14 protein-coding genes are annotated in these 16,792 nt (G+C 32.1%); 9 read left to right on the plus strand and 5 right to left on the minus strand.

Annotated features, from left to right (window positions below; all coding sequences use genetic code 11):
- Positions 1-35: 35 nt before the first annotated feature.
- On the minus strand, positions 36-686 hold the full coding sequence (locus tag N2712_03780; protein ID MCX8029096.1) for a hypothetical protein: 651 nt from the start codon (positions 684-686) through the stop codon (positions 36-38).
- A gap of 272 nt (positions 687-958) precedes the next feature.
- Here N2712_03780 and thrC point away from each other — a divergent pair, with 272 nt between their 5' ends.
- Both thrC and N2712_03790 read left to right on the plus strand, forming a co-directional pair.
- Entirely contained in the window at positions 959-2,008 is a 1,050-nt protein-coding gene (gene thrC / locus N2712_03785) for a threonine synthase (GenBank protein MCX8029097.1), read from the plus strand.
- Positions 2,009-2,064: 56 nt separating this feature from the next.
- The gene (locus N2712_03790) at positions 2,065-2,658 is read left to right on the plus strand and encodes a TonB family protein (GenBank protein MCX8029098.1); all 594 of its coding nucleotides are present in this window, start codon (positions 2,065-2,067) and stop codon (positions 2,656-2,658) included.
- Positions 2,659-2,855: 197 nt separating this feature from the next.
- Here N2712_03790 and carB read toward each other — a convergent pair whose 3' ends face one another.
- Positions 2,856-6,086 (minus strand): carbamoyl-phosphate synthase large subunit, encoded by a 3,231-nt coding sequence (gene carB, locus N2712_03795; GenBank protein MCX8029099.1) that lies wholly within the window; start codon positions 6,084-6,086, stop codon positions 2,856-2,858.
- 161 nt (positions 6,087-6,247) lie between these two features.
- Here carB and tpiA point away from each other — a divergent pair, with 161 nt between their 5' ends.
- Positions 6,248-7,006 (plus strand): triose-phosphate isomerase, encoded by a 759-nt coding sequence (tpiA, locus tag N2712_03800; GenBank protein MCX8029100.1) that lies wholly within the window; start codon positions 6,248-6,250, stop codon positions 7,004-7,006.
- On the opposite strand, the gene N2712_03805 is transcribed toward tpiA, so the two are convergent.
- On the minus strand, positions 7,007-8,062 hold the full coding sequence (locus N2712_03805) for a tetratricopeptide repeat protein (GenBank protein ID MCX8029101.1): 1,056 nt from the start codon (positions 8,060-8,062) through the stop codon (positions 7,007-7,009). It lies immediately after the preceding gene.
- A gap of 191 nt (positions 8,063-8,253) precedes the next feature.
- On the opposite strand from N2712_03805, the gene N2712_03810 reads away from it, so the two are divergent.
- Genes N2712_03810 through N2712_03820 form a run of 3 tightly spaced genes read left to right on the plus strand, consistent with a single transcriptional unit; the run spans position 8,254 to position 10,955 of the window.
- Positions 8,254-8,691 (plus strand): biotin/lipoyl-binding protein, encoded by a 438-nt coding sequence (locus N2712_03810; protein ID MCX8029102.1) that lies wholly within the window; start codon positions 8,254-8,256, stop codon positions 8,689-8,691.
- The gene (locus tag N2712_03815) at positions 8,684-10,003 is read left to right on the plus strand and encodes a HAMP domain-containing histidine kinase (protein ID MCX8029103.1); all 1,320 of its coding nucleotides are present in this window, start codon (positions 8,684-8,686) and stop codon (positions 10,001-10,003) included. Before N2712_03810 ends, N2712_03815 begins: the two co-directional genes overlap by 8 nt.
- A gap of 13 nt (positions 10,004-10,016) precedes the next feature.
- Complete coding sequence (locus N2712_03820; protein MCX8029104.1) at positions 10,017-10,955, plus strand: TerC family protein; 939 nt, start codon at positions 10,017-10,019, stop codon at positions 10,953-10,955.
- 24 nt (positions 10,956-10,979) lie between these two features.
- Here the strand turns inward: N2712_03820 and N2712_03825 are convergent, their stop codons facing one another.
- Positions 10,980-11,774 (minus strand): ABC transporter permease, encoded by a 795-nt coding sequence (locus N2712_03825; protein ID MCX8029105.1) that lies wholly within the window; start codon positions 11,772-11,774, stop codon positions 10,980-10,982.
- Positions 11,767-13,080, minus strand: a complete 1,314-nt coding sequence (locus N2712_03830; protein MCX8029106.1) for a TldD/PmbA family protein — start codon at positions 13,078-13,080, stop codon at positions 11,767-11,769. The genes N2712_03825 and N2712_03830 overlap by 8 nt, the downstream gene beginning before the upstream one ends.
- A 176-nt stretch (positions 13,081-13,256) precedes the next feature.
- On the opposite strand from N2712_03830, the gene N2712_03835 reads away from it, so the two are divergent.
- From N2712_03835 to malQ, 3 genes are read left to right on the plus strand one after another with little or no spacing between them, the layout of a single operon-like run.
- On the plus strand, positions 13,257-14,696 hold the full coding sequence (locus N2712_03835) for a hypothetical protein (protein ID MCX8029107.1): 1,440 nt from the start codon (positions 13,257-13,259) through the stop codon (positions 14,694-14,696).
- Positions 14,697-14,703: 7 nt separating this feature from the next.
- Positions 14,704-15,258 (plus strand): hypothetical protein, encoded by a 555-nt coding sequence (locus N2712_03840; GenBank protein ID MCX8029108.1) that lies wholly within the window; start codon positions 14,704-14,706, stop codon positions 15,256-15,258.
- Between the two features lie 16 nt (positions 15,259-15,274).
- Positions 15,275-16,762, plus strand: coding sequence for a 4-alpha-glucanotransferase (gene malQ, locus N2712_03845; protein ID MCX8029109.1), 1,488 nt, complete (start codon positions 15,275-15,277; stop codon positions 16,760-16,762).
- Positions 16,763-16,792 lie beyond the last annotated feature (30 nt).

Genomic DNA, 16,792 nt, shown 5'->3' on the forward strand with positions numbered 1-16,792 from the left:
AGCCCCTACTTAAGTAGGGGCCTAGATTTTGGTATTTAGAAAGTTATAAAATACCATCCAACTAATGTTGATGATGTTATGTTGTATCCTATGCTTATTTCTCCTATATTCCCTAGGTTTATATCTATACCACCAATGATAGTGTACCCAAATCCTGTAGATAGGCCAAAAGATGGATCAAACTCAAAGTATATGCTTAGAGGTCCTACTATGTTTAGTACAGGGGCAATTATTATGGATATTAGTAATTCTGGAGTAGATGTAATGAATGTACCTATCAAGTTGAGTTCTATTCCCAATATATCAACTGGTTTTATAAGAGTATGATACTGTAAAGAAGCTAATATGCTCCCAATATAACCTACCTGTAAAGCTACAATGTTATACGGTAGTAGATCTGACTTACCGAAGTCATATCTAGGCATAATCCAAGCTCCGCTCCAATTAAAACCATTACCAGATAGTGATATTGATGATAGGTTTGCTAGGATGTCGATATTGTCGGTAAAACCGTATCCAATGACTAAATCTGCTGATACGCTATCAAATGAGGTTGGTAGATAAATAAACGGGTTCAAAGCAAACTTACCTTGTCCTGTCATTCCTACCCAAGCAGAGAAGCTAGCACTAAATCCAACCGTTCCGAGTATTGACAAAATACTCAAAACTATTATTGTTCTTTTCATACATACCTCCTGTTTTACGTTTTACAATCAAGTAATATGCCAAATTGGTTGATCTTCTTGAATACCTTTAAATTCAAGATGTTTGAAAAAATTATTTTGCTAAAAGCATATATAAAATTTTGCTCAAATGATAAGCAACTAAAATAAAATGATGTATTTTTAGGCATTAATAGAAAGTATTGTTATGTATATGATTTAGTTAATCCTTACTAATATTATGATTTACTGAGCGTTCTAGAAAGGAATATGTAAAGACAATTATAATGTAGTTTATGATTTGGAATGGTGTGATACAGAAATACAGGGATTTGATACCAATAATAACAGATAAAACACCAATTGTTACCCTTTTAGAAGGAAATACGCCACTCATAAGGGCTTATAATCTCGGTAAAGAGTTAGGTATAGATTTATTCGTGAAGTATGAGGGCTTAAATCCTACTGGATCTTTCAAAGACAGAGGAATGACTGTTGCTATATCGAAAGCTTTAGAAAGAGGAGTTAAGGCTACTATATGTGCTTCGACAGGTAATACGTCTGCTTCTGCTGCTGCGTATTCTGCTAGAGCTGGTATAAGATCAATAGTTCTTATACCCAAAGGATATGTTGCAATTGGTAAATTAGCACAAGCTATGATTTATGGAGCCATAGTACTTGAGGTTGAAGGAAACTTTGATGATGCTCTAAATGTTGTTAAGGCTTCAGAAGATGAACTTGGTATTGAAATAGTAAATTCTATAAATCCTACCAGACTTGAAGGACAAAAAACTGCTGCTTTTGAGATATGTGATGTTTTAGGTAGGGCACCTGATATTCAAGTTATGCCAGTTGGAAATGCTGGTAATATAACATCGTATTGGATGGGATATAAACAATACAAAGATATAGGGAAAATAAATTCTCTTCCCAGGATGTTTGGAATACAGGCAAGTGGGGCTGCGCCTATAGTTTATAATAGGGTTTTTGAAAAACCTGAAACTATAGCAACTGCGATAAGAATAGGTAATCCAGCAAGATGGAAAGAAGCAGTTGTTGCTAAGGATGAATCAGGTGGTAAAATAATAGATGTTACTGATGAAGAAATAATAGATGCTTATAAAAAAATAGCATCAAAAGATGGTATATTTATGGAGCCTGCATCAGCAGCATCAGTAGCAGGGCTTATAAAGCTAGTCAAAACAGGAGATATACCGAAAGGATCTCTAGTGGTATCAATTGCTACTGGAAATGGATTAAAAGATCCAAATACAGCAATCTCAAACTTGCCTCCTACCTTTACAATAAAACCATCAATTGATGAAGTGAAGAAATTCATTTCTTGAAATGCTATGTTATGTACTAATATGGGTTAAAGTATTTAAATCGCATTAGGTGAGTTATGAATGATGGTATGTTTAAGTATTTTATGATATCTGTTTTGATACACACTTTTGTGATATTTTTAGTGTTGTTTAACTGGAATGTACCCTTTCCGAAACTTAGGAATGATAGTCATAATCATGATAAGATGCTTTTACTCATAAAATTTAGCCTAGATAACCAAAAGTTACAACAGGTTGAAGATAAAAAAAAAGGTGTTACTAAACAGACAGAAACTCATAAAGTAGTTGATGGACAAAGTGTTCAAAGTCAAAACTTAGTTGAGAATGTTAATGAGGTAACTTACGAAACTGAAAGATCAATCAAAACTGAGGGACAAATAATTCCACCTAGGATATTATCTAATCCACCTATAAACTATCCATTATCTGCTAGAATAAAAAGGATAGAAGGTAAAGTTTCTATTGAAATTGTCATATCAACGAATGGTAGGGTGAAGGATTGTAATGTAGTACAAAGTAGTGGTAGTAGTTTATTAGATAATGAAGCTATAAAGTACGTAAAAAATATATTATTTGAACCTGCTAGAGATGAATTTGGTAATCCAATTGAGTTTAACACCATTTACGTGGTTCATTTCGTACTCAGATAGTTAGATTGTCAGTGATTGTTTGACAAAAATAAGGTTATATTTGAAATTGATAAAATGCATAAATGTTTTATGTAGTTAATTTTTTTACGGTTTAGTAACTTTCCTTGATGGTTTTGAAACTTATTTGCTGTGACAATAAAATTTTAGGAGTTGAATATGTTAAGATGCTACTTAATAGGATTGTTGGTTTTAAAGCTTTAGTATTTACCATTTTTGTATTCTTGTAATGACTTAACCTTAAATTCTTTTTCTTTTATAGACTTTAGTGCTTCAACTGCTGCATACATTGCTGGTACAGTTGTGATCAAGGGAATTTTATATCTGATAGCTAATTTTCTAATACTTACTTCATCTTTAATAGATTTTCTTGTCCGAGTTGTATTAAATACCATTCCTATTTTGCCGTTTTTTATCTGATCTAGTAAGTCTGGTCTTCCTTCACCTATTTTTAGAACTAATTCTGATTGGACACCGTTTTGATTTAGGAAGTTGTGGGTACCGGATGTTGCGTATATTTTTACACCTATTTCTTGTAAGGATTTTGCGATATTCAATATTTTATGCTTATCTTTATCATCTATGGTTAGTAGTACACTTTTGAGTGAAAGGTTAGTTCCTGCAGCGATTTCTGCTTTTGCATAAGCCATTGGGAATGTTTCATCTATGCCCATAACTTCACCTGTTGATTTCATTTCAGGTCCTAGTATAGGTTCAACTTCAGGGAATTTATCAAAAGGTAATACTACTTCTTTAACTGCGTAGTAGTTTAATTTTGGTTCCTTAACACCTATTTCTTTTAGAGATTGACCTAATATAACTCTTGTTGCTATTTTTGCCCAAGGTATTCCTGTTGCTTTGGATACAAATGGGATTGTTCTAGAAGCTCTGGGGTTAGCTTCTAAAACATATACCTCTCCATCCTTGACTGCGTACTGAATGTTTATAAGTCCTATTACATTTAGTGATTTTGCTATACTTATGGTGTATTCTTTTATTTTGTTGATTATTTTTTCTGATAATGAAAAAGGTGGTAAAACTGTAGCACTGTCACCAGAATGTACTCCTGCCTCCTCGATGTGTTCCATAATCCCAGCTATTACAACATCATTTCCATCACTTACTGCATCAACATCAATTTCTATAGCATCTTGAAGAAATTTGTCTATTAGTATTGGTGATCCTTCTGAGACTTTTATTGCTTCTCTTGCGTATTCAAGAAATTCTTCTTCACTATATACTATATTCATTGCTCTACCACCTAATACATATGAAGGTCTTACTAATACTGGGTATCCGAGTTCTTCGGCCATTTTTAGAGCAGATTCTATACTTGTGGAAGTTCTACTTTCTGGTTGTTTTATGTTAAGGTTGTTTAAAAGCTCTCTAAATTTTTCTCTATCTTCTGCTATGTCTATACTTTCTGCTGATGTTCCTAGAATTTTTACACCTGCTTTTCTAAGTTGGAGAGATAGTTTCAGAGGTGTTTGTCCACCAAACTGTAATATTACACCATCAGGGTTTTCTTTTTCTATTATATTCATTACATGTTCAAATGTGAGTGGTTCAAAGTATAATCTACTTGATATATCATGATCTGTAGAAACTGTTTCTGGATTTGAGTTAATCATTATAGCGTCGTAACCAATCTTCTTAGCCTCTATTGAGCAATGTACACAACAATAATCAAATTCTATACCTTGTCCTATTCTGTTAGGTCCACTTCCAAGTATAACAACTTTCTTATTTTCATTAGGAATATACTCACACTCTTCATCATAAGTTGAATAGTAATACGGAGTTTTAGCTTCGAACTCAGCGGCACACGTATCGACTATCCTATAAGTTGGTGTGACACCTAAAGTTTTTCTGTATTCCCTTACTTCTATCTCTGTTTTGTTTGTTTTTAGTGCTATAAGATAATCTGTGATACCTATCTGCTTATAGTATTTCATTTGGTCGTAAGTTATGTCTTCTAATTTACTGGGTATTGTTTTTTCAGCGTCTAATATTTCTCTCATATTATACAAGAACCATTTGTCTATCTTTGTATACTCGTATATTTCGTCAATTGTCATTCCTATTTCAAGGGCATCTCTAATATAGAATATTCTTTCGGGGTTTGGTTCTATTAGTTTTGAAGTAATTGTCTGTCTTATTTTGTCAGGGTTTTCTAGTAGGGTACTATCTTTTGTTAGTATTCCTTCAAAGAATTTTTTGCCAGTTTCGAGTCCAACTATTGCTTTTACAAAAGCCTCTTTGAAGCTTCTGCCGATAGCCATTGTTTCTCCGACTGACTTCATTTGAGTACCCAATACTGGTCTGGCATCTGGAAATTTCTCAAATGTAAATCTTGGCATTTTTACGACGACGTAATCAAGAGTTGGTTCAAACGAAGCTGGAGTTTCTTTAGTTATATCGTTTGGTATTTCATCTAAGGTGTATCCGATGGCTAATTTAGCTGCTATTTTGGCAATCGGAAATCCAGTTGCCTTTGATGCTAGGGCTGAGCTTCTTGATACTCTAGGATTCATTTCTATTACCATGAAATCAAACTTTTCAGGGTTAACTGCAAATTGTATGTTCGAGCCACCAGTTTCAACACCTATTTCTCTTATTATGGCTATTGCTGCGTCTCTTAATACTTGATATTGTTTGTCGGTAAGTGTTTGTGCTGGAGCAACAGTTATTGAATCTCCTGTATGAACTCCCATAGGATCAAAGTTTTCTATAGAGCATACTATAACGACATTGTCTTTCTTATCTCTCATTACCTCAAACTCAAATTCTTTCCAACCTATAAGGGATTCTTCGACAAGTATCTCTCCTATCATTGAAGCTCGCAATCCTCTTTCTGCTATGACTTTAAACTCGTCTATGTTGTATGCTATTCCACCTCCAGTGCCACCAAGTGTAAAAGCAGGTCTTATAATTACAGGAAAACCAATATTAGTTGCTACTTCAATTGCTTCTTCAAGAGAGTGTACTGCTTTACTATAGGGACACTTAAGCCCTATTTTCTCCATACTCTTTTTGAATAGTTCTCTATCTTCACCCTTCTTTATTGCTTCAACATTAGCACCTATAAGTTTAACTTTATATTTGTCAAGTATTCCTTCTTCGTAAAGCTTGACTGTTAGGTTTAGAGCAGTTTGTCCTCCCAGCGTAGGTAATAGAGCATCAGGTCTTTCTTTGTCTATTATTTTTTCAATAAATTCAACTGTAAGAGGTTCAATGTATGTTACGTCTGCTATTTCAGGATCAGTCATAATTGTTGCGGGATTCGAGTTTACTAGTATTACTTTAAAACCTTCTTCCTTAAGAGCTTTACAAGCCTGAGAACCAGAGTAATCAAATTCACATGCTTGACCTATAACAATAGGTCCTGAACCAATAACTAAAATACTGTTTATATCCTTTCTCTTTGGCATAAAATCTTCCGAAACTTCATTGAATTATAAATATGAGGTTTTTGTGCTTTCATTTTGTGAATAAAACTATACAACAAATTTTCAGATAGTCTTTTGTATTCCCAATTTGAAGTATTGACGTAAACAAACTTAAAATATACCAAAATTTGGAGGTTTTGGATATGAGAAGATGTCTAATAGCAGGTAACTGGAAGATGAATAAAACTGTTTCTGAAGCTGTTACTTTGGCGAGAGGGCTTGTTGAAAACTTAAAGGATGTAAAAGATAGAGATATTCTCATTTGTCCTCCTTTTACGGCACTTTATCCTGTTTATGAAGTTATAAAAGAAACTAATATAAAACTAGGAGCGCAAGATGTATTTTACGAGGATAGCGGTGCATATACTGGTGAAATATCTCCTTTAATGCTTAAGGATGTTGGGTGTGAATATGTTATAATAGGTCATAGTGAAAGAAGGCATATAATTAAAGAGACTGATGAGTTGATAAACAAGAAAGTTAAAGCTTCATTGAAGCATAATCTTAAGGTTATACTTTGTGTTGGAGAATTACTTGAAGAAAGAGAATATGGTAAAACACTAGATGTTGTCAGGGAGCAAACTATTAGAGGACTTGAGGGAGTTAGCTCTGAAGAAATAAAGAATGTAGTTATAGCTTACGAACCTGTGTGGGCTATCGGAACTGGTAAGACAGCAAAACCTGAAGATGCTCAAGAAGTACAACAATACATAAGACAATTATTAGCGCAAATGTATTCAAAAGAAATAGCTAACAATATCATAATACAGTATGGTGGTAGTGTGAAAGCTTCAAATATAGATGACCTTATGGCAATGCCAGACATCGATGGAGCGCTAGTTGGTGGTGCGTCATTAAACCTTGATGAATTTACGAGAATAATTAGGTTTATTCAGAAATAGTTAGATTGATATCTTTGCTATAACTTCTTTTGCTTTTTGAGATATTTCATCAAAAGGTGGTGTAGATGATACCTTCCTTAAAATTCCAATTGCATTGACTTTATCTCCTTTTTCTATGAATGCTATAGCCATATTGAACATAGATATTTTTATATTTTTGGAGTTTGGGAACTTGTCGATTATTTCCTTATATGTTTCTATTGCTTGATCATACATTTTCATTTTTGACAAACATTTTGCTTTTATTCCTAAAGCCTTTTCAAGTAAATCTATACTAGGTATATCTTTTAGATCAAGAATTTTGCTTACAATGTTTAGAGACTCTTGTAGTTTCCCTCTTTGTAAGTTATTTTCTGCTATGGTTATAGCATTCAGTATGCTTGATATGGTACCGTTTACAACAATGTCTGATGTTATTGAAGATTCTTCTAAGACTTTGTTTTCATCGATAGGAGTAAATTTGTCAACTATTCCTGTTTCTATTGCTTTTTTGGCTATTTGTATCCTTTTCTTAGCTTCGTTTACAAGTTCAGAATTAGGGTATGATTTTATGAACCTTTCAAATACTTGTATTGACTGCTTGTACTTTTTGTTCATCAAGAAATATTCGCCTATTTTAAACATTCCGAAATCATGTCTTATTATAGTGTTATTAGATAATAGGTTGCTTACTCTTATACCAATATTCCTAAGCTGGTTACTTAGGGCTTTAAGGGTTTTAAACAGTACTTCAGGTTTACTGGAAATAAAGTTTTCGAACTCTTTTACGTCAAATATTATAACTTCTGACATTTCAGCAGATATAGCTGTTTCACCTCTAGGAGCAGATATTATGGCTGACTTTAAACCAAATATTTCACCAGGTCTAACTACTTTTGATACTTCCTCATTTGTGTCTTCGGATATGTATTTGATTATAACTCTACCACTTTTTAGTAAAAAGACGTTATCACCTATATCTTTGTCAAAGTATATTATAGAACCTTCGTTGTACTTCTTGACGCTAGGCATACTAATATTATATGGTAGTAGCTTTTCTTTATCAAGAAATTCCACACTGGTATAGTGAAATTGAAAGTTTTTATAGGTTATCTATGATTTAATCCATGTGATTTAGTATCGGGGTATTTTGCTTTTGCGGAAACGTAGAATTTTAATATTAATAAAATAACTCTTAGAGAGAGATATCTTCAGTTTGATATAACATTGGAGTTAAGAATATAATTTTAAAACTGGAGGTTCTGATTATGGTTGAAGAGATAAAGAAGGTAGTAGAAATAGCTAAAAACTCTGGTATAAAGGAACTCTATGTTAAGTTAAAAGATACTAAGTTGTCGATTAAGTTTTCAGGAGATTCTCATAGCGTGGATGTTGGTAGCATTTCTTACTCATTACAGCACCAGGAGTTTGAAGAAACTACTGAACAGGAAATAGAAGATGTTAAAAGTTTGGAAGTTAAGTCGACGTTTGTAGGTATATTTAGGTTAAATGATAAAAAAGGTAATCCTATAGTATCTGTTGGTAAGTCTGTTTCAAAAGGTGATTTATTGTGTAATATTGAAGTTTTAGGTGTCTTGAATGAGATTAAGTCTCCTGTTAATGGTGTTATAACGAAAATTTTTCTGAAAGATGGAGATATCGTAGGATATGGGGATACTATTATTGAAATAAAACCTAATGAATAATATAAGGAGATTTTTAGTACTACTGGGATTTCTTGATAATAGAACTAAACTTATAATATCTATTTTGGTAGTTTTCGGAATTATATTTATAATACAGCTTTTGTATAGTATAGTTAACAGGAATATATTATTCGCAGTAGAGAGTTTTTTAATGGTTATTGGTACTGGTTATGGTATTTATTTAATTCTAAGATATGTTTGCAGCATTGCCTCTGCAACAAAGGTTATAAAAAGACTTCATTCGGGTTACTATCCTTTAAGTTCTGTTAATGAGTTTCCAGTATTTGTGATAAAAAATTTTTATTCCATTCTAAGAAATATGAAAATTCTTGAAGAGAAAAATAACACTATGTTAAAACTCTTTCAAAATATTAAAGAAGTAGGGTTGGTAGTAGTTGATAAGGATAAGAATGTGGTGTTTTATAATGACTTTGTTAGAGAATTTTTTGGGCTACATGGAAATTATATAGGTAAAAAGTTCTACTCATTGTTTACTTTGTCATCGAGTAAGTTACGGAATCCTGGAAGTGATTTGCCTCACAAGCTTGAAGTTATATCTGGAAGAGGAAAAAGAAGGTTGATAAAGATGTATCAAAATACTATTAATGATCTTACAGTTATATACTTCTTTGATATAACTAACTTTAAAAAGCTTGAAAGTGTTGTAGACATAACTATGAGTATCATATCTCATGAGCTTAAAACACCTATTACAAACTTATCCCTTGCTATTGAAAATATACTTATGTCAAAAGAGTTTTCAGAAAGAGTAATTAATATAGCACTATCAAATATATCAAGAATAACTAACACTATATCAAACATAATGAGTCTTTCGAATATAAATACCAAAAGGTTTGTTATAAATAAGGAAGAGTTTAATATAAAGCAGGTTATACAAGGAATAGTTGAAAATATTTTACCTTCTTATCAGGAAAAACTTATCAAATTTGAGTTTCAATGTATTGGTAATGAGTTTGTATATGAAGATAAAGAGAAAATGTCATTGATACTGTTTAATCTTATAGAAAATGCTTTTAAGTTTTCTCCCAAGAAGGGTATTGTTAGAGTTTTAGTCGATAATACAGATAAGCTTTTAATTTCCATTTCAAATACTGCTTCTTACATAAGTGATGATGATCTTGAGAGAATATTTAATAAGTTCTATAGAGCAAAAAATAGCCTTGGGGTTAGGGGTAGTGGATTAGGACTTTATATAGTTAAGGTTCTTTCAAAGATACTTGGATTCAAAGTTGAAGTTTCAAGGGATGATAGTATTATAATTTTCAGAGTTTTTAGGGATAACAGGTAATAGAGGAGAAAGTATGAGTAATATTGATTTTTTGTTATGGGTTGTTTTTATATCTGTTTTCTTTACGGTGTTATTTCTTGATTTATTTGTATTCTTTAGAAGGACTAAAGAAATTGATGTAAAAAAAGCGCTTCTATTGTCAGCTAGTTGGATATCAATAGCATTACTATATTCAATACTTATTTTTTACTTTAAAGGTGGTAAGTTAGGTATTCAGTATATAACTGCATATCTTGTAGAGTTGTCATTGAGCGTTGATAATCTTTTTGTTTTTCTTGTGATATTTGCATTTTTTGCTGTTCCTAAAGAGTATCAGCACAAAGTTTTATTTTGGGGTGTGATTGGAGCAATAATATTTAGAGGTATATTTATATTCTTAGGAGTAGAATTAGTTAGTAGATTTTCTTGGCTTTTCATAGTCTTTGGATTGTTCCTTGTTTATACTGCTTTAATGCTTATATTCAAGAAGGAGGATGGTGAGAAAATTGAAAAGAGATTTGCATATAAACTTGCCACAAAAATTTTTAGAATTACACCTAATTATATAGGGGACAAATTCTTTACAAAGATTGATGGAAAACTTTGGGCAACCCCTCTATTTTTGTGTTTGATTTTAGTCGAGGTAACTGATGTTATGTTTGCTGTTGATTCAATACCTGCTGTTCTTGGTATATCAACTAATGTTTTGATAGTTTATACATCTAACATATTTGCGGTGATGGGACTTAGATCGATGTATTTTGCTTTAGCTGGAATAATGGGAATGTTTAGATTTCTTAAGTACGGTTTGTCTGTAATACTTGCTTATATTGGTTCAAAGATGATATTAAAAGAAACTCTTCATATACATATAGACTCTTTTATTTCATTCTCCATAATAGTGTCCATTCTAGTGGTGTCGATTGCACTTTCTATTATAATAAAAAATGACAAAAGAGTTACTGAAAATTGAGATTATATGTGAGTTTACAAGTAATTACCTTATCATCATGAGAATATAGGTAACTATATAGTCAATAATTATTATGAATATTACAGATACTACAACCGATTTTGTAGTTGATATACCTACACCTCTTGCACCTCCTTCTGATTTAATTCCATAAAAGCAACTTACAACACCTATAAAGAAACCTAATATTGAAGCTTTTATTATCATATCAAGTATGTCTCTAGATCTTAGTACAAAAATTGTTTTATCGATGTAGGTGAATATGCTTTGATCTAAATAAGTAATAGCCATAATCATTCCACCCAGGACTCCAGAAACTACTGCTATTGAGGATATAAATGGCATCATTATAACCATTCCCCAAACTTTAGGTACAACTAAGAATTTCATTGGTGATATTGACATTATTCTTAATGCATCTATTTGTTCCGTTGCCTTCATTGTTGAGATTTGGGATGTTATACCTGATCCTACTCTGCTTATTAATGCTATTGCTGTAAGCACAGGACCAAATTCTTTTATCATGACTAGCATTATTCCTGATCCGATATATTGAGAGGTACCTTTAACTATACTGTCCATGCTCTTACCAACGTTGAGTGTCATTATCATACCTGAAAAAAAAGATATGGTTACTACAATTGGTAATGATTTGTATCCAATTTCGACTAGTGCTTCAAGTAGTTCTTTTTTGTAAAAAGGTTTTGAGAATGTATTTTTAATAACATAGTATACAAATATAGATATTTCACCTATGTATGAGAAAAAATCATAGAATATTCTACCTACTACGGATAAGAGTACATGGATTTTAATCATTTTCTGCTGATACATTTATACCATCGAACATAATATATGGTAGAAAATAGTTACCTACAGCTTTGACTTCTTTTGATATAGCTATTATTCTTTTAAATATATCGAAGACATTTCCAAAAAGCATAGTATCTTTAATCCTGCCGACAACTTTACCATTTTCGATATAAAATCCTGTTTCGATATTGACAGAAAACTCACCAGCATTTATGTTACTTTGTCCACCACCAAGTATCTGATAAACTATAAGTCCTCTATCAACTAGATTTATGATTTCTTTCAGGGTTTGGTCTCCTCTAGGTACAACTATATTTGAAAAATGGGGTTTAGGTAAGGATGAATAGGATCTAAATCCATTTCCCGTTGAAACTGTGTTCTTAAGATAAGCAGTTCTCAAGTCATCTATGAAGCCTTTCAAGATACCATTTGAGATTATTTCTTTGTAGTTTGTTAATACCCCTTCGTCATCAAATTCCTGGGATCCAATACCCCACTCAAGATGTGGATCGTCTATAAGAGAAAACTTTTCAGAAGCAACTTTTTCACCTATTTTATCTCTGAGTGGAGAGATACCTTTGTATACGTTTTCACCATTTAGAGAAACTCCTAGTATGTATATCAATGGGCTTAGTGCCGAAGGTGAGAATATAACAGGATATCTACCACTTTGGACTTTGCTATTTGTTTGTGCGAAGAAGTAAATATTCCTTAGGTAGGAGATCATGGAAGAAAAATCTATGTCGTATCTAGATGTATGTTTATCATCGTATAGCCATAATAAGCTTTCGTCTTTGCCTACATATACTCCTTCTATCGATATACTCCATATGCTTTTATTAAGCGATAGATCTAGACCTGATGAATTTATTATAGTTTTCTTAATGAAACTTTTTTCAATGTTAAGGTTAACAGATATTGTAGGATCTATTTCCTTTATAGAAGTTATTATTTCTTCACCTAGTTCTGCCATGTCTCTTTCATTTACATTTTCTAGTGATTGATCATAGGACTTTATAGGTATTACTACGGATGGTTGTCTGGGGAAGGATATATCAAGTTCTTCACCAAATTTACTCATTTCTTCTGCACTACTAAATATGTTATCAATATCTCTAATATCATTTGTAGAAACAAATCCTACCTTACCATCTTTTATTACTCTAACACCGATGCCTTCTTTTTCGACATTATCTATTGAGTTGAGTTTATCGTTTTCAAATCTAACGCTGGTTAGATTTTCCTGAACTACAAACACATCTCCTTTGCAAGAAGAAATTTTATCCTTGATTTTTATGAAATTTACTGACATACATGTTTAACATACTAATTATACTCAAGGTTATAGAGAGATTTCAAAAACTTGAAATCTAAATTAATAAATTTCAGCTTAAAGTGTTAAGCATGCCTACTTAATATCCAATTTTAGAGTTTATTGAAGTACTCTATCTAGAACTTACAAATATTCATCAACTATAATAATTTGACATGAAACTAAAATCAGTTATTACAATTATCACTCTGATATTGATATTTATAATACTGGTAATTATACTAATAATAAATGTCAGGGTACCTTTGAGTTCAGTTGAGCAAAGCTATATAAACGATAAAATATTAAGAATATTCAACATATCGTTTCTGATGTCTAAGCCTAGTAGAGATATCTTTGGTAATCTATTATTTGAAGAGATTTCTTATAAACCTGAGTTCTACTTAGGTGGCATTACAACAGATTATGAGAGTTTTATGAGATTCATAAAGCAAGAAACTAACGTAATACTTTTGAAGGCTATCTCAAATACTTTTAACTTTTCAGAACTATCAAAAATAATTGGCCGCTTAGGACTTACCGATGAAGATATGTTTGAAATCTCAACAAATGTACTAAATCTATATATTGATAAGATCTCAGAACACAGTTTTGATAGTTTGATTATGGGGGGAGAAGCTGTAGACAAAAACATATTTTATAACCACTCTGAGAAATTCATAAATGGATGGGTGGATGCTTCAGCTGAAATAAGCGAAATGGAGATAAGTATTTCTAAAGAGATAGATACAATCAAAAAAGAAATGGAGAACCTCATCAACAATTTTAGAGAGGAAACTTATAGTTACTATGTTAACGTAAGTAGGAGTAAAAGAAACATTAAAAGTATTGATATTTTCATAAAGGAATTAGATGGCGAGATAAAATATCTAAAATCAGAACTAACATCTCATCAGAAAAGAATTGATGATATATTTTCAAAGCTTTCCATTTTGAGAGAGGGTTATAAAATTGCTTGGGATGAAAAGGTGAATATCATCAAAAAGAATCCTGAAAAGTATATAAGTAGATACATATCTGATTTCCCTATATACGTAATTAGGAAACTGATGAAGTACAACCTCCTAGGTATACCAGAAGTTATGTACGTTAAAGATGTAGAATACAGAATTGTACATTCAAATAATACATTTATAATCAATGTTATAGGCAAGTGGAATGATAACGATTTTAAATTTGATGGTTTTTTTTCAAATAGTGTCTGGGGAGGAACTGTAAAACTCGGAAACATAGAAAGAAATTTAGGAATTGATAATATTGAAGCTACTTTTAGTGTTATACCTTTTGCTGATACATTAGGTGGTGAATACAAGTATAATGTAAAAGTTGAAGGAGGTGACCGAAAAAATATCTTTAAAACTCTTTTTACAAACCAAAACTTTGTAGAAAAAGTAATATCAGAGTTAACAAGTGAAAAAGGTTTTGTTAGCATGTTTGTTGAAGAAGAAGTAGACAATCTTCTTAGAAGCTATAAAGAGCAGTTTGATAGATACAAGGTAGGTATAATTAAAGATACTAGAAAAATCTTTGATAACTTCAGGATAAAAGTTGAAAAATCAAAGATAAAACTAAAAAAATCCATAGAGGGGGTTTAATATAAACATGTGGTATAAATTTTTTTTTGTTATTCTAGCGAGTTTGGTTTTGTTTGGGTGTCCAAGAGAGAGATATAGTGTGCCGAGTGGTAGTGTAAATATACCACTTAATACCTACTCAGGAGTGCTTGTAGCTAAATTGAGTGCTTTCGATGAGGAAAAAAAGTTGTACTACTCAACTTTTAGAAATGTACCACTAAAATATCCAACTAATAAAGTATTCATGGTAAAAGATATAAGAGAATTAAGAAACATATACAATGAACTAAAGCAATATGTACCTTCTGCTGTAAGAGAAGACAATCTCATGATAAGAGTTGGAGAGGAAGTTGTAGATTACAACTTTCTAAAAGATAAATCAGCGATTCTAATAACATTTAATCCAGGAGTGTACGAAGTCAAACTTGTATCGTCGAAAGCTATTGAAAAAAATGAGAAAGTTTTTGTTAATATAGAATACTCAATACTGTCTTCTTACTCTAAAAACTACCCATATCTTTTAGTTTTATTTGAAAACCCAATAAAAAAAGATATAGAAGTAGAAATTGTAGAGAAAAAATAAACTTGGAGGTAAAGAGATGTTTACCAGAAAATCTGGTATATTAATGCATATAACTTCCTTACCAGGGAAATATGGAATAGGTTCTTTGGGTAAAGATGCCTATGATTTTGTTAAATTTCTTGTTTCATCAGGTCAGAGATTGTGGCAAATTTTACCTTTGGGTCCTACAGGATATGGTGATTCTCCATACCAATGTTTCTCAGCATTTGCTGGAAACCCACTGCTTATAGATATCGATAGGTTAGTAGAAAGGGGGCTTATTTCAAAAGGTGATATCCCAAGTGAAGAGTTTGACGATGGTTTTGTTGACTACGGAAGAGTTATAAATTTTAAATACCCTATTTTCAGAAAAGCTTTTGAAAAGTTTAAGAAAGATAACTCTTACTTAAGAGATAGTTTCAAAGGTTTTTGTAGAGAAAACGCTTGGTGGCTTGACAGTTTTGCATTATTTATGGCAATAAAATCAAGTTATGGGGGGAAACCATGGCTTGAATGGGATACTGATATCAAGTTCAGAAAACACCAAGCTATTGAACATTACCGAAACGTTCTAAAAGATGAAATAGAGTTTCATAAATTCCTTCAATTTATCTTCTTGGATGATTGGCTTGAACTTAAGGCTTTTGCCAATAGAAATGGTGTGTATATAGTCGGAGATATACCTATTTTTGTTGCTATGGATAGTGCTGATACATGGGCAAATACTGACATATTCATTTTTGATGAAAATTTAGTGCCTAAAAAGGTTGCTGGAGTACCACCTGATTACTTTAGTGCTACAGGTCAATTATGGGGTAATCCTCTGTACGACTGGGATAAGTTAAAATCAACAAAATATGTTTGGTGGATCAATAGAATAAAAATGTCTCTAAAAATGTATGATTTTGTGAGAATAGATCACTTTAGAGGATTTGCTGGATATTGGGCTGTACCTTACGGCTCTGAAACGGCGATAAACGGCAAATGGGAAAAAGCTTATGGTGATGAGTTATTCACAGCTGTAAGTGAGGAACTGGGTAAAAACCTACCTATAATAGCAGAAGACTTAGGAGTTATAACGCCAGATGTAGTTGCATTGAGAGATAAATTCAAATTCCCTGGTATGAAAGTACTCCAGTTTGCGTTTAACAACTGGAATGATAATGATTATCTGCCACACAATTACAATGTAAACTCTGTTGTTTATACAGGTACTCACGATAACGATACAACAGTGGGTTGGTTTAATAGCCTATCTGATGAAGATAAAAGATATGTAATGGAATATGCTTGTATAAAAAGTGAAAAAGAGATCAATTGGGGGCTTATAAGACTAGCTATATCATCATCAGCCGTATTCTCAATAATTCCCATGCAAGATGTACTTGGATTAGGTAGCGAAGCGAGAATGAATAGGCCAGGTGTAGCGTACGGAAATTGGAGTTGGCGGTTAAAGAAAAATCAGATAACGAAAACAGTCTCCAGTAAGCTTTACGATCTATCTAAACTCTATAGTAGGGTTTAACTAGATTGTGTTATATCGAGTGTCGAAAAA

The sequence above is a fragment of the Brevinematales bacterium genome, from assembly GCA_026415355.1.
GTDB lineage: Bacteria > Spirochaetota > Brevinematia > DTOW01 > DTOW01 > SKYB106.

Coding starts and splice junctions, on each gene's coding strand:
- N2712_03790 (MCX8029098.1), top strand. CDS start 2,065: ATGAATGATGGTATGTTTAAGTATTTTATGATATCTGTTTTGATACAC.
- malQ (MCX8029109.1), top strand. CDS start 15,275: ATGTTTACCAGAAAATCTGGTATATTAATGCATATAACTTCCTTACCA.
- thrC (MCX8029097.1), top strand. CDS start 959: ATGATTTGGAATGGTGTGATACAGAAATACAGGGATTTGATACCAATA.
- N2712_03830 (MCX8029106.1), bottom strand. CDS start 13,080: ATGTCAGTAAATTTCATAAAAATCAAGGATAAAATTTCTTCTTGCAAA.
- N2712_03835 (MCX8029107.1), top strand. CDS start 13,257: ATGAAACTAAAATCAGTTATTACAATTATCACTCTGATATTGATATTT.
- N2712_03815 (MCX8029103.1), top strand. CDS start 8,684: ATGAATAATATAAGGAGATTTTTAGTACTACTGGGATTTCTTGATAAT.
- N2712_03820 (MCX8029104.1), top strand. CDS start 10,017: ATGAGTAATATTGATTTTTTGTTATGGGTTGTTTTTATATCTGTTTTC.
- N2712_03840 (MCX8029108.1), top strand. CDS start 14,704: ATGTGGTATAAATTTTTTTTTGTTATTCTAGCGAGTTTGGTTTTGTTT.
- N2712_03825 (MCX8029105.1), bottom strand. CDS start 11,774: ATGATTAAAATCCATGTACTCTTATCCGTAGTAGGTAGAATATTCTAT.
- tpiA (MCX8029100.1), top strand. CDS start 6,248: ATGAGAAGATGTCTAATAGCAGGTAACTGGAAGATGAATAAAACTGTT.
- N2712_03810 (MCX8029102.1), top strand. CDS start 8,254: ATGGTTGAAGAGATAAAGAAGGTAGTAGAAATAGCTAAAAACTCTGGT.
- carB (MCX8029099.1), bottom strand. CDS start 6,086: ATGCCAAAGAGAAAGGATATAAACAGTATTTTAGTTATTGGTTCAGGA.
- N2712_03780 (MCX8029096.1), bottom strand. CDS start 686: ATGAAAAGAACAATAATAGTTTTGAGTATTTTGTCAATACTCGGAACG.